This is a genomic window from Candidatus Erwinia haradaeae, from assembly GCF_900698935.1.
Lineage (GTDB): Bacteria > Pseudomonadota > Gammaproteobacteria > Enterobacterales > Enterobacteriaceae > Erwinia_E > Erwinia_E haradaeae_D.
This window is the reverse complement of sequence record NZ_LR217715.1, coordinates 124,014-150,817: the sequence shown is the minus strand read 5'-3', so window position 1 is coordinate 150,817 and position 26,804 is coordinate 124,014. Positions and strand designations below refer to the sequence as shown.

17 protein-coding genes and 1 tRNA gene are annotated in these 26,804 nt (G+C 34.3%); 5 read left to right on the top strand and 13 right to left on the bottom strand.

The window, feature by feature from the left end; translation table 11 throughout:
• Positions 1-348: 348 nt before the first annotated feature.
• Positions 349-1,803: an amino acid permease gene (locus ERCIKOCA2762_RS00485; protein WP_174233972.1), complete on the top strand. Its 1,455-nt coding sequence runs from the start codon at positions 349-351 to the stop codon at positions 1,801-1,803.
• Between the two features lie 768 nt (positions 1,804-2,571).
• Here the strand turns inward: ERCIKOCA2762_RS00485 and fmt are convergent.
• The 3 genes from fmt to ERCIKOCA2762_RS00470 form a co-directional block, all read right to left on the bottom strand.
• Complete coding sequence (gene fmt / locus ERCIKOCA2762_RS00480) at positions 2,572-3,522, bottom strand: methionyl-tRNA formyltransferase (RefSeq protein WP_157988277.1); 951 nt, start codon at positions 3,520-3,522, stop codon at positions 2,572-2,574.
• Between the two features lie 29 nt (positions 3,523-3,551).
• On the bottom strand, positions 3,552-4,058 hold the full coding sequence (def, locus tag ERCIKOCA2762_RS00475; protein ID WP_157988276.1) for a peptide deformylase: 507 nt from the start codon (positions 4,056-4,058) through the stop codon (positions 3,552-3,554).
• Between the two features lie 663 nt (positions 4,059-4,721).
• Positions 4,722-4,806 (bottom strand) — tRNA-Ser (locus ERCIKOCA2762_RS00470).
• Positions 4,807-5,837: 1,031 nt separating this feature from the next.
• Here ERCIKOCA2762_RS00470 and ribB point away from each other — a divergent pair.
• The 3 genes from ribB to sixA all read left to right on the top strand — a co-directional run bounded on the left by ribB (position 5,838) and on the right by sixA (position 11,576).
• Positions 5,838-6,491, top strand: coding sequence for a 3,4-dihydroxy-2-butanone-4-phosphate synthase (gene ribB, locus ERCIKOCA2762_RS00465; protein ID WP_157988275.1), 654 nt, complete (start codon positions 5,838-5,840; stop codon positions 6,489-6,491).
• A gap of 1,705 nt (positions 6,492-8,196) precedes the next feature.
• Positions 8,197-8,805: a ribosome biogenesis GTP-binding protein YihA/YsxC gene (yihA, locus tag ERCIKOCA2762_RS00460; RefSeq protein WP_157988274.1), complete on the top strand. Its 609-nt coding sequence runs from the start codon at positions 8,197-8,199 to the stop codon at positions 8,803-8,805.
• A 2,240-nt stretch (positions 8,806-11,045) separates the two neighbouring features.
• A complete protein-coding gene (sixA, locus tag ERCIKOCA2762_RS00455; protein ID WP_157988273.1) occupies positions 11,046-11,576 on the top strand; it encodes a phosphohistidine phosphatase SixA in 531 nt (176 codons plus the stop codon).
• A 274-nt stretch (positions 11,577-11,850) separates the two neighbouring features.
• Here the strand turns inward: sixA and smrB are convergent, their stop codons facing one another.
• On the bottom strand, positions 11,851-12,402 hold the full coding sequence (gene smrB, locus ERCIKOCA2762_RS00450) for an endonuclease SmrB (RefSeq protein WP_157988272.1): 552 nt from the start codon (positions 12,400-12,402) through the stop codon (positions 11,851-11,853).
• A 648-nt stretch (positions 12,403-13,050) separates the two neighbouring features.
• Here smrB and rapZ point away from each other — a divergent pair.
• A complete protein-coding gene (gene rapZ, locus ERCIKOCA2762_RS00445; protein ID WP_157988271.1) occupies positions 13,051-13,896 on the top strand; it encodes an RNase adapter RapZ in 846 nt (281 codons plus the stop codon).
• Between the two features lie 605 nt (positions 13,897-14,501).
• Here the strand turns inward: rapZ and rluC are convergent.
• The 9 genes from rluC to dnaA all read right to left on the bottom strand — a co-directional run bounded on the left by rluC (position 14,502) and on the right by dnaA (position 26,579).
• Positions 14,502-15,455, bottom strand: coding sequence for a 23S rRNA pseudouridine(955/2504/2580) synthase RluC (rluC, locus tag ERCIKOCA2762_RS00440; RefSeq protein WP_157988757.1), 954 nt, complete (start codon positions 15,453-15,455; stop codon positions 14,502-14,504).
• Positions 15,456-16,300: 845 nt separating this feature from the next.
• Positions 16,301-17,155 (bottom strand): RNA polymerase sigma factor RpoH, encoded by an 855-nt coding sequence (rpoH, locus tag ERCIKOCA2762_RS00435; RefSeq protein ID WP_157988270.1) that lies wholly within the window; start codon positions 17,153-17,155, stop codon positions 16,301-16,303.
• 358 nt (positions 17,156-17,513) lie between these two features.
• Positions 17,514-19,442, bottom strand: a complete 1,929-nt coding sequence (gene yidC / locus ERCIKOCA2762_RS00430) for a membrane protein insertase YidC (protein WP_157988269.1) — start codon at positions 19,440-19,442, stop codon at positions 17,514-17,516.
• Positions 19,406-19,765: a ribonuclease P protein component gene (gene rnpA / locus ERCIKOCA2762_RS00425; protein WP_157988268.1), complete on the bottom strand. Its 360-nt coding sequence runs from the start codon at positions 19,763-19,765 to the stop codon at positions 19,406-19,408. The genes yidC and rnpA overlap by 37 nt, the downstream gene beginning before the upstream one ends.
• A 16-nt stretch (positions 19,766-19,781) precedes the next feature.
• Positions 19,782-19,931, bottom strand: a complete 150-nt coding sequence (rpmH, locus tag ERCIKOCA2762_RS00420; RefSeq protein WP_157988267.1) for a 50S ribosomal protein L34 — start codon at positions 19,929-19,931, stop codon at positions 19,782-19,784.
• 565 nt (positions 19,932-20,496) lie between these two features.
• Entirely contained in the window at positions 20,497-21,312 is an 816-nt protein-coding gene (gene yidA, locus ERCIKOCA2762_RS00415) for a sugar-phosphatase (protein ID WP_157988266.1), read from the bottom strand.
• Between the two features lie 249 nt (positions 21,313-21,561).
• The gene (gyrB, locus tag ERCIKOCA2762_RS00410) at positions 21,562-23,970 is read right to left on the bottom strand and encodes a DNA topoisomerase (ATP-hydrolyzing) subunit B (protein WP_157988265.1); all 2,409 of its coding nucleotides are present in this window, start codon (positions 23,968-23,970) and stop codon (positions 21,562-21,564) included.
• A 92-nt stretch (positions 23,971-24,062) separates the two neighbouring features.
• Positions 24,063-25,163, bottom strand: coding sequence for a DNA polymerase III subunit beta (gene dnaN / locus ERCIKOCA2762_RS00405; RefSeq protein WP_157988264.1), 1,101 nt, complete (start codon positions 25,161-25,163; stop codon positions 24,063-24,065).
• Between the two features lie 24 nt (positions 25,164-25,187).
• Positions 25,188-26,579, bottom strand: coding sequence for a chromosomal replication initiator protein DnaA (gene dnaA / locus ERCIKOCA2762_RS00400; RefSeq protein ID WP_157988263.1), 1,392 nt, complete (start codon positions 26,577-26,579; stop codon positions 25,188-25,190).
• Between the last annotated feature and the right edge of the window lie 225 nt (positions 26,580-26,804).

The window sequence follows — 26,804 nt, the reverse complement described above, 5'->3', positions numbered from 1 at the left end:
TATATATATCTTGTAGTAATAAGAGACACGCGATCTTGATACACCTGTCCTTTGGCTATAGCCAGCATGGAGTGATCGTAACTAACAACGGAGAATACAGAATTATATTCAATGCTGATATAGATATAGCAACTACACTACAACACTTTTAAGAACTAAAATCTTGGATACTACATAGATCATAAATATGATAACAATCGATCATTCTAAATTATAAAATATGATTGATCAATATAATGTATGATTAATCCAATGTATCAAATACTATTATTATAACATTACTAATGATAAATTATTATCATTTTTATTTCTTTTGCAAAATCTTAACTGATCTATATACATGATGATATGAAAAAAAAACAACACACTAGTTTAAAAAGAGCATTGAAAACTCGTCATTTAATGATGATAGCTCTTAGTGGATCTATAGGAACTGGTCTTTTTGTCGCCTCTGGTGCTACAATCGCTCAAGCTGGACCAGGAGGGGCGTTACTCTCTTACATCTTAATTGGTGTAATGGTCTATTTTCTGATGACCAGTTTAGGTGAGCTGGCTGCTTTTATGCCAGTTTCCGGTTCATTTGCTGTATATGGGTCTAAATATGTTGACGAAGGATTTGGTTTTGCATTAGGATGGAATTATTGGTATAACTGGGCAATAACTATAGCGGTCGATCTCGTTGCAGCTCAGATAATTATGGGTTGGTGGTTTCCAGGTACTCCTGGATGGATATGGAGCGCACTCTTTTTGGGGTTAATCTTCCTATTCAACAACATATCAGTTAAAGGTTTTAGTGAAGCGGAGTATTGGTTCTCATTAGTAAAAATATCGACCATTATCATTTTTGTGATTATTGGTACTTTTCTAATTTTTAATATTAGTCATAATTCTGGAAACTCAATATGGTATAATTGGACTATTGATGATGCGCCTTTTCCAGGTGGCCTGCCTGCGATTATTCGCGTTGCAATGATGGCTGGTTTTTCATTTCAAGGCACGGAACTTATTGGTGTTACTGCTGGTGAATCTATAGATCCCCAAAAAAACATTCCACGTGCGATTCGCCAAATATTTTGGCGAATTTTATTATTTTATGTACTTTCTATTATAGTTATTAGTATGCTTATTCCATATACTGACCAAAATCTTTTAAAAAATAATATCCAAGATATTAGTATCAGTCCATTTACATTAGTGTTTCAACACGCAGGTCTAGCATCCGCAGCTACCATCATGAATATGGTGATCCTAACCGCAGTTTTATCGTCAGGAAATTCCGGTGTCTATGCCGCTACACGGATGCTATATGCTCTCGCAAGTGATGGTAAAGCACCTCGTATCTTTACAAGAGTATCTCACAGAGGCATACCTCATACTGCGCTATATGCCACAACTCTAGTAGCGGGACTGTGTTTTCTTACTTTTTTATTTAACAACAAAAGCGTCTATCTATGGTTATTAAACGCATCAGGAGTAACAGGATTTATTGCCTGGCTTGGCATTGCTGTCAGCCATTACCGTTTTCGCAAAGGATATATAGCGCAAGGTTTTCACCTAAATACACTACCATATCACTCTACTTTTTTTCCAGTCGGCCCCATCTTTGCCTTCACTCTTTGTGTGATCATCACCTTAGGACAAAATTACCAAGCCTTTTATCTCGATCATCTTAATTGGTGTGACGTGACTGCAACTTATATTGGTATTCCTATATTCCTATGCATTTGGCTTGTATTTAAAATAAAAAATAAAAGTCGCTTTGTCAAATACAGCGAAATGCGATTTCCAACTTTAAAAAAATGAAAGCTTTAACTTTATGCAAGTACAATGGTGCTGTTACTTTGTTTGAAATGTCTTGACATGAGATCGAGCATCTTAGTATTAAAAATAAAAAATGTGTCCCATGATACATCAATTTTTTGATTAAAGTTTATGAGTATGCCCAAACACACGGATGATGCTGAAGATGAATACTTTTTATTTTTTCTTTATCACCTAATGAAAAATCTCTCTGATGTCATCTACTATCATCAAAAATATGTCCATCTAAAAAAATACTACGTAAGAAATATACAGGAACCGCGGTTCAGTAACCACTGAGTATCTCTTAGAATTCTTATGGTGTAATCAGTACACATACTACCTCTGTATGATCTTACGACACCATCTACCTACAGGGCATATACTACTACATATGATGTGGTATAGATGATAAATTCACCATAACCTATGCATGCATCTATACTACTGACATGCACTGTTCTAGTAGAACTATTCACCATAATACCAAAATGACTATTAAAATAACTATCAAAAACTACTATATTATTCCACACCTAATCTCATAAAGAGATGCTATCTCATGCAATGACACGTAATGTACGCTAAAAAATTTACGCTGTTCTGCGTATAAAACATAGTTTTGCTATTGAGAGTGACGTCTCAAAAATAGTAATTATATATATGCTGTATATGTTTGTCAGACTAGTTATTATATATTCAATATTAGAAGAATATACCAGAAAACATGTAGTGAAATACCAACAATATGGAAATGCACCATAATCTCTATTAGGCAAGAACACGACCTGGAATAAATAATTTATAACGAGAATTCAAAAATTCTTGTGCTGTCATTGGTTTCTTTCCGGCCGGTTGTAGTTCTTCAATATTTAAGATACCATCTGCAGTACACATTTGAATACCATCATGCGTTGTCTTTACAATCTCTCCAGGCACTTTTCCAGTAACCAAAGCGGGTAATACAGAAGCTCTCCATACCTTAATATGTTGAGAATCCAGCATAAAATAACTTGCAGGCCAGGGATTAAAAGCACGAATACACCTTTCTAGCTGAAGAGCAGACAACGACCAATTTAATCGAGCTTCTAATTTACGCAGTTTCTCTGCATATGTTACTTTGTTGTTATCTTGTATACGTTGAGAACATTGATATGTTGCTAATTTCGTTAGTGTTGTCAATAAACCAACTGATCCTAAATGAGATAATCGAGAATACAATGTAGCGCTAGTGTCAGTAGGTGAAATTGGACATGGCAGTGTATGCAAAATGCATCCTGTATCCAAACCAGCATCCATCTGCATAATAGTTACTCCAGTTTCTCTATCACCAGCCAATATAGCTCGCTGAATAGGTGCAGCCCCTCTCCAGCGAGGTAAAAGCGAAGCGTGTACATTAATGCAACCACGGGGGGGGATGTCTAAAATTGCCTGAGGCAGGATAAGGCCGTAAGACACAACCACTATAATGTCAGCATCAAATGCAGCCACGGAATCCTGATACACTGGAACATTTAACGATTCTGGTTGTAATATTGGGATCTGATATTCTATGGCTAATGTCTTTACCGGACTTGGAGTGTATTTTTGACCTCTGCCATATGGTTTATCCGGCTTTGTCAAAACAGATACTACTTTATGACTAGAAGATAGCAGTGCATTAAGATGACACTGTGCAAAATAAGAAGTACCCGCAAAAATAATTTTTAATACATGCGACAAATATTTTTACCTCTATATGCATTTAGTTACTAGAGATTATTTTTACGATATAGTTTTACTAATTTCTGACGAATCCGCTGACGTTTTATAGAAGAAAGATAGTCGATAAATAATTTACCAATAAGATGATCCATCTCATGCTGAATACAAATAGCCAAAAGTCCACATGCCTCTAATTGAAAATTGCAGCCATAGCGATCTAATGCACTTATTTGAACTTTATTAGAACGATAAACTAAAGCACGTTGTTGAGGGATAGATAAACACCCCTCTTCGGTTACTATCTGATCACTCTGATGGAGAATCTGCGGGTTAATTAATACCAAACTACTATCGCAATTTGCAGAAACATCAATTACAATGATGCGTTGGTGAATATTCACCTGCGTAGCGGCTAATCCAATACCTTCTTTAGCATACATAGTTTCCAGCATATTATTGATAATATTCTGAACATCTCCAGCTATTTTTTGTACAGGTTTTGCGATGACACGCAATCGCTCGTCAGGAAAATTCAACACATTTAAAACAGACATAGATTTACGAATATCCAGTCAATAAAATCATTACCAATTAAATATCATAGTACTTAATATTCAAAAATATTCACTTTATTGGTCACGTATTCTGGAATACATGCCAAACATCAGATATTTCTCTTAATCATAACATATCATGAATAATGGCCTTGCATAGAATGCACATTCTATTATACATAAGTTTATTAATATAATACAAAAAACCACTATGTCTATAAGGATCTTCGTTTTTTAAAAATAGATTTTTATATACTAAATAGTTATAATAAAAAAGTTTCTACATGGTAGGATATATCCTACTATCCATATATACTATCACAAACGTTATAGATTATATCTAATCTATAAATACTCAACTCACAGACAAACATGTAAATTAATTAAGTTAACCGATTTTAAATATGTACTTTATTATATAAAAAATTTTTTATATTAGATTGATGCACTAAAAATACACTTGGCATTATGCATATACATATAATCTATATCTTCACAATCAGAATGCGCTGATATAAATTTTACATAATCTGCGTATGCATCATTCATATCAATTGATGTACTGTGCTTCCAATCCTGATACCGCACAACACAAAAATACTAGCGTTGCAATCATTATCGTGAAAGTTCAAAAATATAAAACGATGTATAAAGACTGACTGACGGAGGAGCAGAGATTCGAACTCTGGAACGGTTTCCCGTCGCCGGTTTTCAAGACCGGTGCCTTCAGCCACTCGGCCACTCCTCCATGTCCATACTTTAATATATTTAGAGCATTATAAACATCTTTATTCCTTTTGTAAAGCAAGCTACCTTTAGCATATTATTTTCATACACACCACACTACACAATAGTGTACAAAAAGCATACTTACTAATCAAATAATAACAAATACATATGAATTCACACTATAGTGACTTGTCTATGATAATCGAATCTTTTTAATTATATCTAATTTTATCCTCTAAAGATGACCTATATAATTTCATAGTCATTATACAATGCTAAAATAAAAAATCATAGATACTCTTACGAACACTTATCATGCAAGGGCATGACATATACAGATGTCTATAATTCTTATGTCAGCAAAAACATCACTCACATATCTTCAAATCTTTAACCCAATGATGTTTCATAATTGTATGTATTGCAGTGCACTTTTATACTTCTTTCTGCACAACATATATATTAGAAATTTTAGTTTCTATGCTACGTCATCACTCATAAAAATGCCAGGATACATATCGTTCATAATCATGAAAGTATACTTAAGAACTGTATTCAACTCTTTGGAAAAACAAGGTCAATCTATTGATTATATTATACTTATCGCTTCATACTTTATATCTATTACAGAACTGCATAACAAATATACACCATCAAAAACAAAAATTACATAATCAACGATGCATATAATTAGCATAGACTATAGAAAATATATAACAACAGCAATCTCTTCACTTAAGCATAATCCATATAACTGGTTAATAGTATATTTTATAAATTGCCCTATTACTTATTCCAGGCTATGATAGATTACATTAATTTAGAAAAACACTGTGAAAAATGATAACCTTTTGTATGCTACAACCTGTAAGTATTTTCAATTATATCTACCAAATCAGTAGATCCGGTATTATCTCGGAGCGGTAATGAAATATACATAGGAGAAAAATAAATTTAGTGAAAAACACGACATAATTAATGATTCTTACGTAACGCTCCTAAACACCCCCCGCTTCTAGTCATCCAAATATTTATAAAGGTTTGTGTACCATGAATCAGTCGCTGCTTTCCAAATTAGGAACATCCGAAGAACGTGTGCTTCGAGCTATTAATGCCTTAAGTTCTGGGGATGGAATTATGGTGTTAGATGATGAAAATCGTGAAAACGAAGGCGATATGGTTTTTGCTGCAGAAAATATGACTGTAGCACAAATGGCACTGAGCATTCGTTACGGTAGTGGTATTGTGTGTCTATGTCTGAATGAGACACGTCTCAAACAACTAGAGATACCAATGATGGTACATCATAATACTAGCGCTTACGGCACAGGTTTTACTGTGACGATTGAAGCTGTGAAAGGAGTCAGTACCGGCGTTTCTGCTTCTGATCGTCTCACCACTATCCGTACTGCTATTGCTGATCATGCAAGACCAAGTGATCTTAATCGTCCTGGACATGTGTTTCCTTTACGCGCTCAAGCGGGAGGGGTTTTAACTCGCGTAGGACATACTGAAGCGACCATTGATTTAGTTACGTTAGCAGGTTGTAAACCAGCAGGGGTATTATGTGAGCTAACTAATGATGACGGCTCCATGGCACGTGCTCCAGAAATAATATTATTTTCCCGCAAACATAAAATGCCAGTAGTGACAATTCAAGATTTAGTAACATATCGCACATCTCACATGATAGACTTCAAGTAATATAAAATGCTAGGGTATAAATAACATCTCTCTCATAGAGACGCATTACAAAAGTAGAAAATTTTCCTTATTATGGTGTTGATTGTATAAGACAGTCTCTTGTACGTTGTATGGATCATCTATAATACGACACATGACACGCATAACTTAATACTACACATGCTTATTTTTTATGTTGTTACTGAGATCTGAAAATAGCAAAAAGATGCTGATATAAAAACCAGCTATATTAAAATCTTACCACCTGTGCTAATGTGAGCAATGTCTTATATATTCATAGTGTGTACTACGCGTAGTGTACCTTACCATCTTTCTGTGTGACTACATACACTATTCTTAATGCTATCTTTTTGTATCATACACTTAACATATTCATATAAGAATCTGTACAATCAGATATTGATGAATCATGAAAAATAACTCTCTGTGTGGTCATTTATACAATGGAACACACTAACATAATATATAAAAAATGCAAAAGAGGCGTTTTTACGTTTATTTTAGACTCTATCCATACTATGATGCTACATCTAATCATATATGTATCCAATAATGCCTTACAGAGAAACTTTCCATCTACTATATGTTAGATAAGTACAGTTTCTATATTTTCTATCAGCAGCCAGTAAAATATAGTTTTGCAATAAAGCTTTCAATAACTACAAAGAAATACGTACTATTGGCGGTACAATAATACCGATTCTTCTTTCTAGACATGACTTAAAAACGGACTAATCGTATACAGGGTTGCCAACCACGTCTCTTCTTTATTCCAGGCAGCAGCAAATGCTAATAGAGACGCAATATAATCTGATGTAGGCATACACCTAAAGTATTTTTTCACACCTTCTCCAATCATGCTGTCTGTAGCACAAAAGAATAGATTCTAAATCTATCATAAATCGACTGTATAGATGGATATATCTTACAAGGCTATTATCTGATATGAATAGGATTCACATGCTTTTGACAAACGATTAACCACTGATACGTAAACTATTGATACACAGTAATATTGATACAAGACATGTTCTCTGTTAGTTATAAAGATTCATCTATCCAGTATTTTTTTATGAATATACCCTACTATCAATTACAAATGATAGATTAAAGAATGCATCCTTATAACAATCGTCCTTAATACTGTCATGTCATTAAGATTCACTCAAAGAATCGTGTTAGCAATACGCAATACGGTTTAATAAAAATCAGGCAAGCTATATAAGCTATATAAGCTATATAAGCTATATAAGCTATATAAGCTATATAAGCTATATAAGCTATATATATTTTTCTCTTATATATGATATAACGTATACATCAAAGATATATATTGATATCATATGTATTATTACCTCTATATATAGATTTTGATTATCAATCACAAAATATCCTACATATTCGAGTATTTTAACTTATTAGAGATCATATCATTGTACGCAGAAATACATCTCACGACAAACATAAATACAAAGATCAATATAGCTGAACTGTGTGCTTTGACTTTTGTATCCATAGTTTATACAGAGTAATAAAATGAAGTTGTATAAGGACGTCTACATAGCACTAGCGCTTGTCTATTAAAATTTATCCTCGCAATAAACCACTTAATTACATTTTAGGAACATGTTAAATGTTATTTATTTTATATACTTCAACATGGTATATAATAGTTGTATATTTATGTCAATATGGAAGATATATTATGTTTGTATGGAATTACAACTTAACACATTTTATTACTAGTGCGCCGAACATTCACTATCTTCCAGAAGATACTGGCGTTGAAATTGCTTTTATTGGGCGCTCTAATTCTGGCAAATCTAGTGCACTAAACGCATTAACAAACCAAAAAAATCTTGCAAGAACTAGTAAAACACCAGGTAGTACAAAATTTATAAACCTCTTTCAAATATCTGTAGGTTACCGATTAGCTGACCTCCCTGGTTATGGCTATTCAGCAACAACACACAGCATCAAGATACAATGTAAAGACCTGCTTGTCAGCTATCTCAAATATCGCCTCTCCCTAAGAGGATTATTAATTTTAATGGATATTCGTCATCCACTTCAGGCACTAGATCGTCAGATCATACTGTTAGCACTAAAAAATAAAATTGAAATATTCATTCTGCTTACAAAAGCGGATAAATTATCCCATAGTTCTAATTTAATACAGTTGAATACAGTACGAAAAGCAACTAATCTCTTCGCAGACAAAATAAAAATTGAACTGTTTTCTGCAAAGAAAAAATTAGGTGTCGATACACTTCAACAACAATTAAATACTTGGTATCACAATTCTTCACTATAATTCAACAATTTTCAACATTACTTAGAAATGGAATGACGTTCACTGTTCGCTAAATATATTTATACATACTAAATAAGAATCTTTTTGACATCTTGCAGCATAACAGCCGAAAAAACAAAATACATTCTACATGTAAATGTATACTTGCTATTACCATCGATATTACTGTTCATGTTTCACGTCTGCTTAATGATATATCCTATTGGATAGGCTGTTTAGCCTAACGCGCTCATCTTTAGAAAAGCAAGGTAGTAAATTTTCAGACACCATAATGTGCGATCATAAATAGTAATTTGTTATATTCATGTCATATACTGAGCCCAAGTTTCATAACTGTACCGACTTATTCTTTTGTCAATTACCATTGGTATATAGATATGCTATTATACAAATATTGATGCATGCTATCTCATATAATATAGCAACATATATTAATAATATTCTCTGTGTAATAGAACTGTCTCTATACATACATAGGAAACACGAGAAATTACTGATACACCCAGTATATAATTACACATTATACTGCAATACGACCTGCATGTAATCATTATATTCATGTAGTAATCACATCTATTCAATCTATGCAATCTGTGCTGTTATCGATCATTTTTATTTCAAGTTATACATTCTTATAGCAGTGATCTAATCTACTCAAAAACTCAGAATGCTACTCACCATACACAATTATCGTTCAATATAACTACTGTCGTGTAATGTGATACTTTTATCTACCTCTTTTCTATACTTGTGAGTACATTTTCTTTTAAATACTATATTAAAAGAGGCTATACCATAGTTGATAGTATTTTAATAAAACCTAGCTGCTGTCTGTATGATGTTTAATATCCAACATATATTCTTATTATTAAAATATGTAGACATGCATTCATGATGCATTAATTCTCTATACATATACCATCGATATTAGAATATATATCACACCATGTATCAGAAATTAAAAACATATGATTCCTAAAAACACTAATGAAGTCATATTGTTCTATAAATATATCTACATCAAACCATCATGTTATAAGGCATATCACCCATGAACACTTAGAAACATTCATGCTACATGAAATCTTATATACTAAATATACACAAAGATTGTATATGCATAGTGGAGGGTTTTCCATCTATTATATACGCGTCTTCCTTGAATCTGATGACAATCAAAACTATATGTGGAGGATCGTTACGATATATTGATGAAATTTATCACCAGCGCACGCCCCTAGCATAGAAACAAATATTAAACTATGCCATATTTACAAAAGGTTAGACTAATAAACATTATGACATATATTTACATGTAAAATCATATATAGAATGTCTCAATATAATACAAAATAAGGCCAATCACTAACAATCACTCCGCAATAATTATTTTTCTAGAAACCATTATTATCAATGATGATGATTTTTAGGCAACATGAACAGACAGAAAAGCTTCTAACTACACTTTTTATAATTCTATGTATATGATAGTCATTGTGTAAACAGGATGCCATTTTTCAAATAATATACTATAATTTAACAACCTGATCACACATTAACAATGCTACAAATATTACACATACTATAATAGCATAGGCGATACCTGTGCATCTGCTCGTAATATTTTGTAACATAACCCGAGAGACAGTTCTTATATAAGATGATGACACTAATTACTGTAACATAGATAGTTCTCTTTTAAGAAAAAAGCACTTTGAATCATAAGATTTTAAAATTTCGCCACAAAATTCATAAACACCATTAGGATAGACAATAATCGAATATAACCAATGTTCTCTCTAATAAGATATTTGTGGAGAAAAAATTACTTATAGTGTATAAACATCATGAATACTCTTGATTTACCATCACGAAAATATAATCACGACACTTTACATACAAGAATTTTGAATGTATTATTTTACTTTGATAACATATTAATGTGAGTATAGTATATACTATAATACTATCTATAGCTCTTGCACATATACCAGAGGTATATCCTCTGTCATAAAAAAACGACCTTCAACAAAAAGATATTTTTTGCAAAAAAATTATATTTAGTGGTATAAAAAGAAGGTTTTGTCTTTTAAAGAATTAACATTATTTTGACTTATAAAATCTAAAAAATGAACTTCTTTACTAGTATTTGTGGAGAAAAGTATAGTATAGTCATAACTCATGACTATCTTAAAAAATTAAATTAGATTATCACTTATATATGAATTTTCTGGTATCATATGCAAATTTTTCTAATGCGTCATGGTGAGTCTATCTCAAAATATACTAATGATTTTTACAGACCTTTAACCTCTCGCGGATATTTCGAATCTCGTCAAATAGCACAATGGCTATATAGTAAAAAATTAATTTATGTAGAAAAAGTGTTAATCAGTCCTTATATACGTGCTCAACAAACATTCAATGCAATACAAAAAGAATTCTTATTACCTCTAAAAGTCAACATTTTATGGGAATTGATCCCAGGCGGACTGCATAGCAAAATCATTACTTATATTCAAGAACTAGAACAGGACATGGCGCAATCAGTGATGATTATTTCGCATCTACCTCTTATTAGAAATCTGCTTGATGTATTGTGTCCGCAAACAAAAAATAAAATATTTTCTACTTCAGCAGTCGCCTGTATCGACCTCTGTTCTAAACCAATATCCAGTAAAATACAATGGTATATATCCCCTCAAATTATTAAACAAAACCGTCTGAATAAAGACTATGCTAATTACGAAACAAACAACGATCCGTTCTAAAAGAAATTTAACTTATTTCATATTCTCTCTATAAATAGCTATACAGCAAACTCTATTTTTACACTACTCTTATCTCTGTATTACTAATAATAAACTTAAAAACTTATATCCATTAATGATAAAGTAACATCCAGATGCTTTATAAGCTATCACGGCATCTCAGAGAATATTTGCATTAGCACTCCCTGTTCTCAATGATAAAATATATAAGCACCCTGATTCCTTAGCATCAAAAAGACTCATATAATATAATGTTATGATAGCAATAATTATTTTAACTACCCTGATAACACCGATTTTCTACTTCTATTAACACTAATAGCGCAGCATCACCACCAAACTTCTTAGGTGCTGTATGAAAAGCCATGACTAAGGGGTGTTTTGCTAACCATAAAGGCGTGCGTTGTTTAAGCACCTGCTTACCATATCCATGCATAATACCAGTACAATAAAGGTTTTCCCTACGACAAGTTGCAATCAGAGTACCTAGTTCCCTTTTTGCTGCTATTTGAGTTAACCCGTGAAGATCAAGAAAAATTTCTGGTATATAGTACCCACTATATAATTTTTTAAGCTCATAACGCTGAACATCATGACGTATATAATATAATGCACTCTCGTTAGATACAATGGATTGAAACTCGTTAGAAAAATAATAACTCTCATCTCTTTGTTCTAATAAAAGACGCTGCAAAGTTCTTCGAGTGTGATTTTTCCGCAATGGCGTATGGAAAATAGTATCCTGTACTAACTGACGTGTATCACGCATGCAATGTCGAAAGAACTTTTTTTGCTCTTCCATACTACCCTGCTCTTTGTTGTTCATATCCACAATCACTCTGTTTAGAATTAACATTTATTTGTGAGGACACAGGAATTAATCTGATTTGTCTCACCGTTATCCGTTCTTCCAACAATCGCGAGACAAGAGTATGGCACTGCTGAAAAACTTTTTAAGACATAGATACCTATGCTCTGTATCTATTTTTTGCTATTAACATGTAATAATTTAATGCATATATAATTTATATTTCAAAAATACAATCTGGTAATACACTGAAAACTAAAAGAGCTTGCTTGATATGAAAATATATATACCTCCTACTAACTATGCAATATTACTAATGTGCATAATAAACAAAAATTAAAGTATACACTGTAGTCAGTCATTGACTAACCTAAAAATTGCAAACATATACCTTCATCGTAAGCATCACACACAATATTACAAATTATAGTTCATACTCCGCCAATACGCTTACCAAGTACAAGCTTTTAGAGGAATGACCTAAGTCTAATAAACATTGTTAGATGTATACAGCTATTAAATACAAATGATCATGTGTTGTAACTATGATTATATCATTTAGATTAGTGGGTGATTGGGCACTTTACTTCGCTATAATAAGATCATGCAAACCCCCTAAAATAAATTGACTGCAAAAGCTTTTTACAAAACATCACAGGAGGGAAAATGCTTTTAATGATTATAAGCGGTCGTTCAGGCTCAGGAAAATCTGTAGCTTTGCGCGCAGTAGAAGATATGGGTTTTTACTGCGTAGATAATCTACCTATAGTTCTATTACCAGATTTAGCTCGCTTATTAGCTGAACGTTATATATCTGCTGCGGTCAGCATTGACATTCGCAATATGCCGAAACACCCTGGAGTCTTTGAAAAAGTATTACTTAATTTGCCAGATCTTTTTATACCACAGCTTCTCTTTCTAGATGCTGACAGCAATACATTAATCCGGAGATATAGTGATACCCGTCGTTTACACCCTTTATCTAAACAGCATATTTCATTAGAAAATGCTATCGAAGAAGAAAATATTCTTTTATCTCCCCTTCGATCCAGAGCCGATTTAATGATTAACACTTCAGAACTGTCAGTCCATCAGCTCACGGAAATACTGCGTGCACGCTTATCAGGAAAACGTAAGCGTGAATTGACAATAGTTTTTGAATCTTTTGGTTTTAAATATGGTATTCCTATCGATGCTGATTATGTATTTGATGTACGTTTTTTACCAAACCCACACTGGCATCCTGAGCTGCGCTCCATGACAGGTTGCGACCAACCTGTAACAAAATTTCTAAAACAACAGATGGAAGTTTACAACTTCATTTCACATACATGCAAATATTTAGAACTATGGCTTCCCATGTTAGAAAAAAACAACCGTAGTTATCTTACTATAGCTATTGGATGCACTGGGGGTCAACACCGCTCAGTCTATGTCGTGAATCAATTAGCAGATTACTTTCGATCATATGGTAAAACCGTACAATCTCGCCATCGCGCTTTGGAGAAATAAAATTTATTTAAAAAAATAGCTGCAGAATGATAACACTCTTGTTGATCGACTCTATAAAATATCTTATCAAAACACTACTTTGTAGTCCTGCTTCTCAGAGGTTTATTCTCTACTTACTCAATATCTCCTGTTCAATATAGAGAGAGATATTATCACACAGAAAAGCTAGACTGCGTATTATGCTATACAGCACGTTATGAACTTATAATCTTATTCATATCTCTATTTATGTTAAAAAATGTTATATCACACGAGCTCTGAACATTATATGACCCGAAATGCGCAAAAAAATTCGTTCTCACGTTCTTAGTGCTGATACTATATTCCACTTCTATTCATCTTCCATATACTAATTTTACAAAAATCATACATACAGTTAAAGAGTCTTAACATCCGTAATAAAAGACTAACTATTCACTTTATTTGCATATTTATGATCTCTATTATGAATGCATCCACTGCGTGGTCATTATCCAAAACATCTAACTGTTTTATTGTTGTCACAGTGACACATCACGCTGACTTCAAAAACACGCATTAAAGTATATAGCTTCATAAAGATACCCACGTGATAAAAAATCAGTACTATCACTCTATACAGCGTACTACTTACCGCGCAATGTTTCCAAACACTTCCTCAATTCATCATCCAGAGGCGCTTTTATAGATATTTGTTTGCCATTTCTTGGATGTATAAAAGATAATGTAGTGGCATGTAAAAATAGACGATTCAATCCTATATAACTCATCTTCTTACGGAACTCATGAGTTCCGTAACGATAATCTAACGCAATAGGATGACCTGCATGCGATGCGTGCACACGAATTTGGTGCATACGCCCAGTGACTAAAGAGGCCTTAACTAAAGTTGCAACTTGTGCGTAACTCTCCTCTATCTGAAATAATGTAATAGATGGTTTCCCAGCGCTGCTAACACACATCTTTTGATAATTATGCACTTTTATCCGTTTTAAAAGAGGTGCATCTACCACTCTAGTATGTGTGGGCCACTGACCTTGTACTAAAGCCAAGTAGTCTTTCTTCATACTCTTTTCGCGTAATTGATCGTGAAGAATCCGCAATGATGAGCGTTTTTTTGCCAATAACAAAACACCTGATGTATCACGATCTAAGCGGTGAACTAATTCAAGAAATGATGTAGGGGGTCGTAATGCACGCAAAGCTTCAATAATACCAAATCTTAAACCAGTTCCGCCATGAACCGCTATTCCAGAAGGTTTGTTTAATCCTACAACATACTCATCCTCATAAAGTATAGAATGTTCTAATGCAGAAAATATCGCTGCTTGCGAAGTATTGATCGTATTTTTTTGTGGTGTCGTAGCAAAATTAGGATAACTTACTTCATCTCCAAATTGTAATTTATATTGTGGTTTGATGCGTCTTTGATTAACACGTACAACACCAGTCCGTAATATACGATAAAGCATACTTCTTGGAATACCTTTAAGCCTTGTATGTAAAAAATTATCTATACGTTGTGCTGCCATATCAGGCAGAACAATAATTCTATTCTGAGTAACAGTATCATTATTCATATCAGTTGTACTAAAATACACCTTTGTGTAGTTTATTATCTTTCCTAACTTTCGTTGCGGGAAAAAAATCGTTCGTACTGTTTTCTTCATTTGTGTTATTAACAATACAACATCAGACGTCTGGATAGTTTATATTCCTCAATGCATCTCCAAAAGTCAGAATATACCAATGAGTTTTTATGTACATTTAGTAATCATATGGTTTATGACATAATCAAACAGCTATACATATCTTGATGTATAAACTGTGCTACATGCATGATAAGCACTCATGCTGATTTATTATTCTATTTTTATTCGAAATACCTTATGATAATCCCTATACATTTCTAGTGTAAAATCGTGCTCAAAAAAATATCCTATATATGCTCTACATGCATGTGGCTATTTTCAATTTTATTGACGTGCTCTACACATCATGCATTCAGTAAATACTTTTAAAAATTCTTTGTATTCATCTATATTGCAATATATAAATCATTGAACCGTTTTTGACACTCATGCTAAATTTTTTATTGTAAAAAACTAACCTATAATAATGGATCAACCATTTTATGATACAGTCCTAATGATACGCGTATAATTAATCATGTGATGAAAGCGCAAATGTCTTATATTCAAAATCTTTTTACAGCACCTATTGCATCAACATTTAGATTGAAAATAGTATGATATACGACTGTATTAGATCATCATATATCGCTTACATACACTAAGGATCAATATAGAAAAATCATTATTCACACTCTTGTATCACCAGTCATCAAAGATGATATAATACGTATCCGAATATTTGTCATGATGACGGTGATTAAATGCATCAGAGTTTTCAAAAAACATATATATTATACTTCAATAGCTACACGTAACTTTTTCATAGCATTTTTCTCAAGCTGCCGAATACGTTCAGCAGATACTCCGTAATGAGTAGCTAGCTCTTGTAAGGTGGTTTTATTACTCGAATCTAACCATCTGGCACGAATAATATGTTGGCTACGCTCATCTAAGTCCTGTAAGGCCGAACTAAGCTTATCGGTAGCATAATCGCCCCAATTATCTTCTTCAACACCATGTGCAAAATTCGAAGCAGAGTCTTTTAAATAAAACATTGGAGACAGAGTGCTATGTTCAGAATCATTATCTGGCTGAGGATCAAAAGTTACATCTTGTGCAGACATGCGTGATTCCATTTCTCGTACATCTTTACTACTCACACCTAACTCTCGTGCCACCATTTCTACTTCGTCCTGATTGAACCAACCTAGACGTTTTTTAGTTTTTCTCAGATTAAAAAACAATTTTCGTTGTGCTTTTGTTGTAGCAACCTTTACGATACGCCAATTGCGTAATACATATTCATGAATTTCTGCTTTTATCCAATGTACGGCAAAAGATACTAAACGCACACCAACTTCTGGATTAAAGCGTCGTACCGCTTTCATTAACCCAATATTGCCTTCTTGAATCAAATCTGCCTTAAGTAAACCATAGCCAGAATAATTACACGCAACATGCACTACGAACCGTAAGTGAGATAAGATTAATGTTTTAGCTGCTAATAAATCACCCCGATAATACAACCGTTTAGCTAATGTTTGCTCCTCGTCTGCCGTCAGCATCGGCCACGAATTCACTGCTCTGATATAAGCATCCAAGTTACCTAAAGAGGAAACATTGATAATTTGCATTTCTTTCGTCATTTACACCCTCTCTTTATAATAAACAATTATAAGGGGATCCTATATATGATCTGTGTAATGCTATATCTATAGTACACGATTGCAGTAATAATTTGTTTGAAAACTTGGAATATGTTTAGTATATAGTCATTTTCGATATGCATCCGTGCACTGTTCATCACTTTTCTAATGTACTCGTTGCAATGCACACTCAGAAATATTTCATATTTCGCATAACTGTACCTAGTGTGTCTAATAAACACTATATATTACTTTTGATTCGCTCAACATAGAAAATAATCTTCTTTTTCTAAATTGTCATTGAACATCCACTATAAGTTATTATATATGGATATAATGATCTAATGAGTTTAGTAACTCAACTTTTACTAACTGTAATTTTACGCTTATCATTATGACGATCATATAGACCGCGTTTTTCTAAATCACGATAAATAATATGCTGTTGTAATAAAGTTACCAGATTACTCACAATATAGTATAAAACAAGACCGGATGGAAAGCACAAGAAAAATATCGTAAATATTACTGGCATCAAAGCAATTATTTTTTGCTGTACAGGATCCGTCGCAGTAGTTGGCGAAAACTTTTGAATACCAAACATTGTTCCTCCCATTACAAGAGGTAGAATGTAGTATGGATCTTGTGCGGATAAATCCTGAATCCAGAGCATAAATGAGGCATGCCGCAACTCTACCGATCCAATCAACATATAATATAACCCAAGGAAAATAGGCATCTGAATCATTAACGGCAGACATCCTCCTAGTGGATTTACTTTTTCTTTTTTATATAATTCCATTATTTCCTGACTCATACGTTGCTTATCATTGATCAAACGCTCACGCATGACCTGAATCTTAGGTTGTAATATACGCATACGAGCCATTGAGGTATACTGTGCCTTACTTAGTGGATACATAATAGTGCGTACAATTAAAGTAATCAAGACAATTGAAAAACCCCAATTTTTAATAAAACGGTTCAGGAATTGTAATAATTTAAATAAAGGTTGTGAAATAAACCACAACCAACCATAATCCACGGTGAGATCTAAGTATGGCGCGATATTGGCCATACGATCCTGAATTTCTGGTCCCACCCACAATGTCGCTAATAATTGTTTTTGAGAACCGGGTGCAATTTTCACTGGTGTAGATCGATATCCAATAACTACAGTTCCATCCCCTAAATTGCTAGTATAAAGAGAATTACTACCGATTGTATGTGGAATCCAAATTGTAGCGAAATACTGCTGTAACATTGCTACCCATCCATTCATTGTAATCATAGAAAGATTCTTATTCTCCATAATAGTGTCAAATGAATACTTCTCATATTTATTCTCACTACTGGAATAAGCCGCCCCCCGAAAAGTGTGTAGTGCAAAATTACTACTATTAGTATTGCGATCTTCTGGTAGATTGACAGTTTGTTGTATCTGACCGAACATGGAAAGCTCTATTGGTTTCTCGGTCATATTAAGAATCTTGTAATCAACGGTTACAGCATAATCACCACGTCTTAAAATAAATGTCTTTATATAAGTAAGATTATTTTTTCCTACGAATGTTAATGGAACGCGTAATTCATTTTGATTCTCTGATAGCTCGAAGTTCTCTTCATTACTAGTGAATAAAACAAGCCTATCATGCACAGGATGCCCTGATTCGTCAATTTCAGTTAAACCACTGCGTGCTTGATATATGAAATCAGGTCTAGATTCTAAGAGAATAAAGGGACGCGTGGATCTTAACTTATCTGAATAAGTTAATAACGCTGCTTGTTCAATATCACCGCCATGAGTGTTGATTCTTAAAGAAAGCACATCAGTTTTCACTGTAATGACTTTATTTAAACTGCTTTTTAAAACTTCTTCGTTCCAAATAGCATGATTTATATTAGCAGTACCCTGTATACCATGGGCTGGCAATGGCTGCACCAAGTTATGGATTTGTAATCCTTGCCAAATAACTAAGGATAAAAGAAAAACAATAATGAGAAAAAAATTGCGTTGCGAAGGCATCTGTAAGGTTCTCTGGAGTCGATGTTTACCTAGCGGCACTGGATTGTGGTCACTAAAGTGAAAAGGATGACATTGTAATATACGCTTTATAGTTAACCAACTACCTTTTAGCACTCCAAAACTCTGTAATACGTCAATGCTGTATTGAGAACAAGTTGGTTGAAAGCGACAACACGGCCCTATTATTGGGCTAATGAAACGCCGATAGAGGTATATGAGTGCAATTAAAAACCGCGCGATAAACGCAGATGGCGCTTCCATAATGTCTCCAATCCTTTCATTAGAGTATGGTTGTCAAGTATTCCTATGCCACGTTTTGCAATGATTATAAAATCCATCTCCGGAAGTATATGTTGATTCTGCCGAAAGCTTTCTCGAATTAATCGTTTTATTCTATTTCGTTCGTGAGAATATTTCAGGTTTTTTTTAGAAAGGATGCAACCTATTCTTGGATATCCTAGAGAATTAGCACGTCCAAGAATAGTAATATGCGTTATGCTTACTCTCTGTGGTTGATCAAAAACAAAAGAAAAACTTTTAGCAGTTAATAACCGTAACTTTTGTGAAAAAGAAAATTTCTTCATACACTATTTATAAAAATTAGTGTTTATCACTTGATACAGTGAGACGTGTTCGACCTTTCGCTCGTCGATGGGATAAGATATTACGACCATTTTTACTTGCCATGCGAGCACGAAAACCATGAGTACGGTTACGCTTCAGTACAGAGGGTTGGAAAGTGCGTTTCATTCTTGCTTTACCTACAATCTATCTAAATTCTTTATCTAGTAAAAATATTATATCTCAATTTCTGATTTGTACACTGACCGAATCCATATCTAAATTAAATGTATTATTTTGATTTTAGATATGCATATGATAGGTCCATTCAACATAGTGTGTTAATTATGATGGTATATAAAACCCCATAGTGTCTACAAAACATACGATTTTGGTATAATACACCACAATAAATTTGCTATACATATCAACTATTTTTAGTCCATGAAGTTTCCCTTACATACATCGAACTCATGTTACATAAAAATCTCATTCTGACCTCGCAATATAATCATATATATAAAAATATCATGAGTCAATACGGCATTGATGGTTATCAACCTATGTAATGTACAGAATAAAGATAGTCTATCTAAAATCATCCAAAATTAATATCTGTACAATTGCATCTTTTTGCAGAGAATAGCTCTCATAACAATGTTATTAAAGTGATATTATTCTATATATTGGATGAACTCAATATTAACAAAAAAATACACAGCATATCCTCAATGAGGTCTCTATAGTTATGATATCAACTAAGTTGGACAAAACTCTCAATTGCTAAAGCTACACCATCTTCTGCATTGGTATGAGTAATAAATTGTGCTATTTTTTTTACACTAGAGATACTATTTCCCATAGCTATGCTTATACCTGCATACTCTAGCATAGATAAATCATTTTCTTGATCACCAATGGCCATGACTTCGTGTCTTTTCAGTCCTAACTTCTCTGCTATAAATTTTACTCTAGTTCCTTTGTTAGCTCTTTTATCTAATATTTCTAAATAGTATGGAGAGCTCTTCATGATACTATATTTCTGTAATGCTACATAAGGCATATGAGAAATTGCCTGATCCAAAAGTTCTGGCGGGTCCAGCATCATTACTTTTGGAAAAAATAAATTACAATCCATATCACTTACACAGCGATAACGCAACGGGATTCCAGTCATCCAAGCTTCGTGTACAGTATATTCGCTAATATCCTGATTGGATGTAAACATTTCTGTTTTAGTTAAGGCTTGAAAATGCACTCCTAATACTCGTGCCAATTGTTCAAAATAGAGATAATCATTAAAATTAAGTAATAATTCAGAGACACACTCTCCATCCGTTGCTCGCTGAATCAATGCACCATTATGTGTGATACAGCACTGATTATCTTTCTGTAAACCTAATTCCTTGAGATAACGCTGTACACCAATAAATGGTCGTCCGGTAGCTAAGATTATAGTGATGCCTACACTAGATGCTTTTTGAATTACTGCTTGTACTCGTGCTGTGATCTCATTCTTCGGGTTTAGTAATGTGCCATCCATATCAATTGCAATCAGTTTAATCGCCATACTATCCTCAGAATCTTAATGTCTCTCTATATACTAACATAGTATACCTTTATTTTAAAAAAACTAGAGTGTTGACGGTATGAGAATGTTTCTCTATCATTTATTTATTATATCATGCAGTAAAAACATATCATCACTACCCTGGAAAGGGTATATCATCTAATACACTAAACTCAACATATACAATCCGAAAAATATAAACATAACATCATGGGTAATAATACTATTCTAGGTTAATTTCAGTTTGAATTAAATATCAATATTAGCTGCACGCAAAGCATTGTCTTCAATAAAGACACGACGAGGCTCTACCGCATCACCCATTAAAGTCGTAAAAAGCCGATCAGTGGCAACAGCATCTTCAATGGTCACTAGACACATACGACGACTATCTGGATTCATTGTACTTTCCCATAATTGCTCTGGATTCATCTCTCCCAAACCCTTATATCTCTGAATAGTTAAACCTCGACAGGACTCTGTTGTCAACCAATTGATAGCCTGCTCAAAACTAGAAACAAACTGATAACGATCACCACGTGTAACATAGGAGTCTTTTTTGATAAGACCACGTAAACGTCCCCCGAGCATGCAAATCCTACGATATTCATCACTGGTGATAAATTTATGATCTAACCAGTACTCTCTGTCCATACCGTAAACACGTCTACATACTATAGGTTCAAATAAATGCAAGAAAGAGTTCTCACGTACAAACCCATTATAATACTCACCATTTTCGTTATTATTGTTTAATTTCTGCAATAAGTTACTTAACCAATCTTCTACTCTAAGCTTAACTGTTAAATCATGTAAGGTGTCGTGATAAATCAGAACCTTCAGTAATTCAATTGGATAGAGTGCTTCGAGTCGTTTAATCATACGATGCGTGCGGTGAAAAATTACCACTAAATCCTCAAGAGGTTGGCCACTTAAATCTGGCGTGCCATCATTAAGATGTAATATCGCCTGATCGAGCGCTATAGATCTTTGATAGCTCTCCATAGCATCATCATCTTTTATGTATTGTTCTTGTTTCCCTCTTCGTACTTTATATAGAGGTGGTTGTGCAATATAGAGATGCCCCCTTTCAATAATTTCTGGCATCTGACGATAAAAAAATGTAAGCAGGAGAGTCCGGATATGTGATCCATCCACATCAGCGTCAGTCATAATAATAACATGATGATAACGTAACTTATCCGGAATGTACTCATCACGACCAATGCCACACCCTAAAGCAGTAATTAACGTTGCTATTTCCTGAGAAGCCAGCATTTTGTCAAAGCGCGCTTTTTCTACATTCAGAATTTTCCCCTTTAAAGGTAAAATAGCCTGATTTTTACGATTTCGGCCCTGCTTCGCAGACCCCCCCGCTGAGTCGCCTTCAACCAAATAAATTTCAGAAAGAGAAGGATTACGCTCTTGGCAGTCAGCTAACTTCCCTGGTAAGATAGAGAAATCTAATGCGTTCTTTCGGCGAGTAATTTCACGTATACGACGAGATGCTTCACGCGCACGAGCTGCATCAATAATTTTTCCCACCACCGATTTTGCATCACATGGATTTTCTAGCAAGTATGCAGAAAATAATTCATTCATTTGTTGCTCAACTGCTACTTTAATTTCAGAAGAGACGAGCTTATCTTTAGTCTGTGAAGAAAATTTTGGATCGGATGCTTTGATTGAAATAACAGCCACTAAGCCTTCACGTGCATCATCACCAATAATATTAATTTTAGCTTTCTTACTATACCCCTCTTTATCCATGTATATATTGAGAGTACGCGTTAAAGCAGAACGAAAACCTGCTAGATGAGCACCGCCATCACGCTGCGGGATATTATTAGTAAAACAATATATACTTTCATGAAAAGCGTGATTCCACTGCAGTGCTATTTCAACACCAATATTATCTTTCTGAGCAGAAAAATAAAATATATTAGTATTAACAGGGGTTGCATTCTGGTTTAAATACTTAATAAATTCTCTCAACCCCCCTTGATGATAATAAACATCTTTTTTACCATGACGTTTATCATCCAACTCAATAGAAATACCGGGATTCAGAAAAGATAATTCGCGCAACCGTTTTTCTAAAATGCTAGATTCAACATCTATGATATTTGTAAATGTTTGATAACTTGGCCAAAAATGTATATGCGTGCCAGTTAAGTGAGTGTTACCTGTAATTTTAATGGCACTTTGTGGGATGCCGTGCATATAGCACTGCGAATATATTTTCCCCTCACGAAAAATAGTAAGCTCTAATCTTTCTGACAGAGCATTAACTACAGACACACCAACACCATGCAAGCCACCGGAAACTTGATAAGAGTGATCATCAAACTTACCTCCAGCATGTAGTACAGTCATAATTACTTCCGCAGCAGACACCCCTTCTTCTTCATGGATCCCAGTAGGGATACCACGCCCGTTGTCCCGCACTGAAACAGAACGATCAGGGTAAAGAGTTACGCTAATATACGAACAATAACCTGCAAGAGCCTCATCAATAGCATTATCTAACACCTCGAAAATCATATGATGCAGTCCAGTACCATCGTCTGTGTCCCCGATGTACATACCAGGACGTTTTCGTACCGCATCGAGCCCTTTGAGCACTTTAATACTCGATGAGTCATAAACACTTGACATTATTTTTTCTCGTTCATTGAATAGTAAGTAACAGTGTGGTTTGAAACTTTTATTATAGTAATTCTTTTCTCTATATTGCATACGCAAATAGACTACACGCGCATTGGCATAATAATATATTTTGCAGAGGAACTCATTGCGTCTGCAATTTGCACTCTAGATACGGAATCAATGAGTGATATGTAGACCATATCGCATTTTAATGCATTTAAGACATCTATAATGTAACTCACATTTAAACCAATTTCCATCTGACTGCCGTTGTACATCACATCCAGAATCTCTTCTGCTTCTTCTTGATCGGAATTATTAGCTGTAATTTTAAGGTAGTTCGTGTTTACAACTAGACATACACTACGTAATTTACAATTCGCAAGAATCGAAACACGAATACAGGCCTGCTTTAGTAGATCACAGTTAACCTTTAAAATACTATCAGATCTTATAAGGAAAATTCGACGATAATCTGGAAAAGAGCCATCTATGAGCTTCGAAGTAAAAATTAAATTACCAGAAGACACACGGATATGATTCTTCCCAAATTGCATTTGTACAGCAGTAGTGCTATCATTCAATATACGTAAAAGCTCTGCTACACCCTTCCGTGGTATGATCACAGAATAACGAGGTAATACCTGTTCTACTGGCATAGAGCATTGCGCCAATCTATGCCCATCTGTAGCCACTGCACATAACTCCTTTCCGTCGGTTTCAAGAAGAATACCATTGAGGTAATAGCGAACATCTTGATGCGCCATAGAAAAATGAGTAGCTTCAATAAGCTGTTTCATAGTTCTCTGAGAAATACTCAACTCAACTTCGCTTTGCCAATCGTCTAAATTAGGAAAACTACTAGCTGGTAACGTAGCAAGAGAGAAGCGACTTCGGCCGGAAACAATGAGTATTTTATCTCCTTCTAGCAATACTGTTATCTCAACACCCTCTGGTAATCCACGACAAATATCAAAGAACTTTCGTGCAGGGGTTGTAATCCTTCCAAGTTTATGCTGGTTGGTTAGAGAGATACGCACTACAATTTCTATTTCTAAATCAGCACTAGTAAGAACCAGAACATCTTGCTCTACTGATAATAATAAATTACCAAGAATAGGAAATGCGGGACGATTGCCTAATGGTGCGTTTACGTACTGTAAGGGTTTAAGCAAAACTTCCCGTTTTAAATTAAATTGCATAATCTAAGGAAACCTTCTGGGCGATTAAGAAGACAAGGTTCTAATAATCGTAGAGAACTCTTTTTGAACGTCATGACTTTCTCTATGTAGCTTCTCAATTTTTCGACAAGCATATAAAACTGTGGTATGGTCACGCCCCCCAAAAGCATCACCTATTTCTGGTAAACTACAATGAGTTAATTTTTTAGCTATAGCCATTGCCATCTGTCTCGGCCGTGATACTGAACGCGATCGACGTTTAGAACAAAGATCCGCAAGTTTAATTTTATAATACTGAGCAACTATTTTTTGAATAGTCTCAATAGTCACCACCTTATCTTGTAATGCGAACAGATCGCGCAGTGCTTCACGGACAAAATCAATAGTAATAGTACAACCTGTAAATTTTGCATGAGCGATGACACGATTTAATGCTCCTTCTAATTCTCGTCCGTTAGAACGTAGTCTTTTAGCAATAAAACATGCCGCCTCGTTCGATAAAAAAATGTTATTCTGATCCGCCTTTCTTTTTAAAATAGCTATACGTGTCTCTAGTTCTGGTGGATCAATAGCTACTGCCAATCCCCATCCAAAACGGGATTTTAATCGATCCTCTACACCATGGATTTCTCTTGGATAACGATCAGCAGTTAAAATTATTTGCTGATTACCTTCTAATAACGAGTTAAAAGTATGAAAAAACTCCTCTTGCGATCGTACTTTATGCGCAAAAAACTGAATGTCATCAATCAGAAGTGCCTTGACTGAACGATAATAACATTTAAATTCTTCAATCGCATTGTTTTGCAATGCATTAACCATGTCTTGCACAAAACGCTCAGAATGCATGTATAAAACAGTCGCATTAGATTTTTTAGCTAAAATACCATTGCCAACTGCATGTAGTAAATGAGTCTTACCAAGACCTGTACCACCATAAAAAAACAGAGGATTATACGTCTCACCAGGATTATCTGCTGCCTGCTGTGCTGCACTATGTGCTAATTGATTTGATTTACCATTTACAAAGTTATCAAAGTTGTATTTAGCGTTTATATTCGAACGATAAGAAAACTCTTCTAATTTCGTTATATAACTCCCATGAGCCCGACTACACTCAGAAGGGTGACTGATGTGACTTGCAGCTTCCTGCGCACCTGTTATAGATAACTCTCTGATCGTAGCAGAGGCAGGTTTTCTTCCTACCTCAAAAAGCAGAAAAGGCGCATTTGTACCACCCAAATTTTTAAGGAGAGCATTAATGTTATGTAAATATTGGTCTCTAACCCTATCTAACACAAAACGATTTGGTGCGTACAAAGATAGGGTGTTATCAGTAATTTCAGCTTGCAATGGTCTTATCCACATGCTGAACTCAGTAGCAGATAGTTCATCTTTCAGGCAAGCCAGACACTGTTGCCAAAGTGTAAGTGACACGGTAGACTCCACTTCGATAATTCAACATAACACAGAAACTTAATAATATATTACATCATCATTAGTACATTTTAGAAATACACCGACTCTCATTGTGTTGGACGATCGCATATTTATGCTCGTAGGCATCTCATGAACAATTCAAGACCAGTGTAAGTGAAAAATATAATGTTAAAAATGAAACAAAGTTCTGTGATTCTTTGAAAGTTTCAACATACACTAGAA

Coding starts and splice junctions, on each gene's coding strand:
- ERCIKOCA2762_RS00485 (WP_174233972.1), top strand. CDS start 349: ATGAAAAAAAAACAACACACTAGTTTAAAAAGAGCATTGAAAACTCGT.
- def (WP_157988276.1), bottom strand. CDS start 4,058: ATGTCTGTTTTAAATGTGTTGAATTTTCCTGACGAGCGATTGCGTGTC.
- ribB (WP_157988275.1), top strand. CDS start 5,838: ATGAATCAGTCGCTGCTTTCCAAATTAGGAACATCCGAAGAACGTGTG.
- yihA (WP_157988274.1), top strand. CDS start 8,197: ATGTTTGTATGGAATTACAACTTAACACATTTTATTACTAGTGCGCCG.
- sixA (WP_157988273.1), top strand. CDS start 11,046: ATGCAAATTTTTCTAATGCGTCATGGTGAGTCTATCTCAAAATATACT.
- smrB (WP_157988272.1), bottom strand. CDS start 12,402: ATGAACAACAAAGAGCAGGGTAGTATGGAAGAGCAAAAAAAGTTCTTT.
- rapZ (WP_157988271.1), top strand. CDS start 13,051: ATGCTTTTAATGATTATAAGCGGTCGTTCAGGCTCAGGAAAATCTGTA.
- rluC (WP_157988757.1), bottom strand. CDS start 15,455: ATGAATAATGATACTGTTACTCAGAATAGAATTATTGTTCTGCCTGAT.
- rpoH (WP_157988270.1), bottom strand. CDS start 17,155: ATGACGAAAGAAATGCAAATTATCAATGTTTCCTCTTTAGGTAACTTG.
- yidC (WP_157988269.1), bottom strand. CDS start 19,442: ATGGAAGCGCCATCTGCGTTTATCGCGCGGTTTTTAATTGCACTCATA.
- rnpA (WP_157988268.1), bottom strand. CDS start 19,765: ATGAAGAAATTTTCTTTTTCACAAAAGTTACGGTTATTAACTGCTAAA.
- rpmH (WP_157988267.1), bottom strand. CDS start 19,931: ATGAAACGCACTTTCCAACCCTCTGTACTGAAGCGTAACCGTACTCAT.
- yidA (WP_157988266.1), bottom strand. CDS start 21,312: ATGGCGATTAAACTGATTGCAATTGATATGGATGGCACATTACTAAAC.
- gyrB (WP_157988265.1), bottom strand. CDS start 23,970: ATGTCAAGTGTTTATGACTCATCGAGTATTAAAGTGCTCAAAGGGCTC.
- dnaN (WP_157988264.1), bottom strand. CDS start 25,163: ATGCAATTTAATTTAAAACGGGAAGTTTTGCTTAAACCCTTACAGTAC.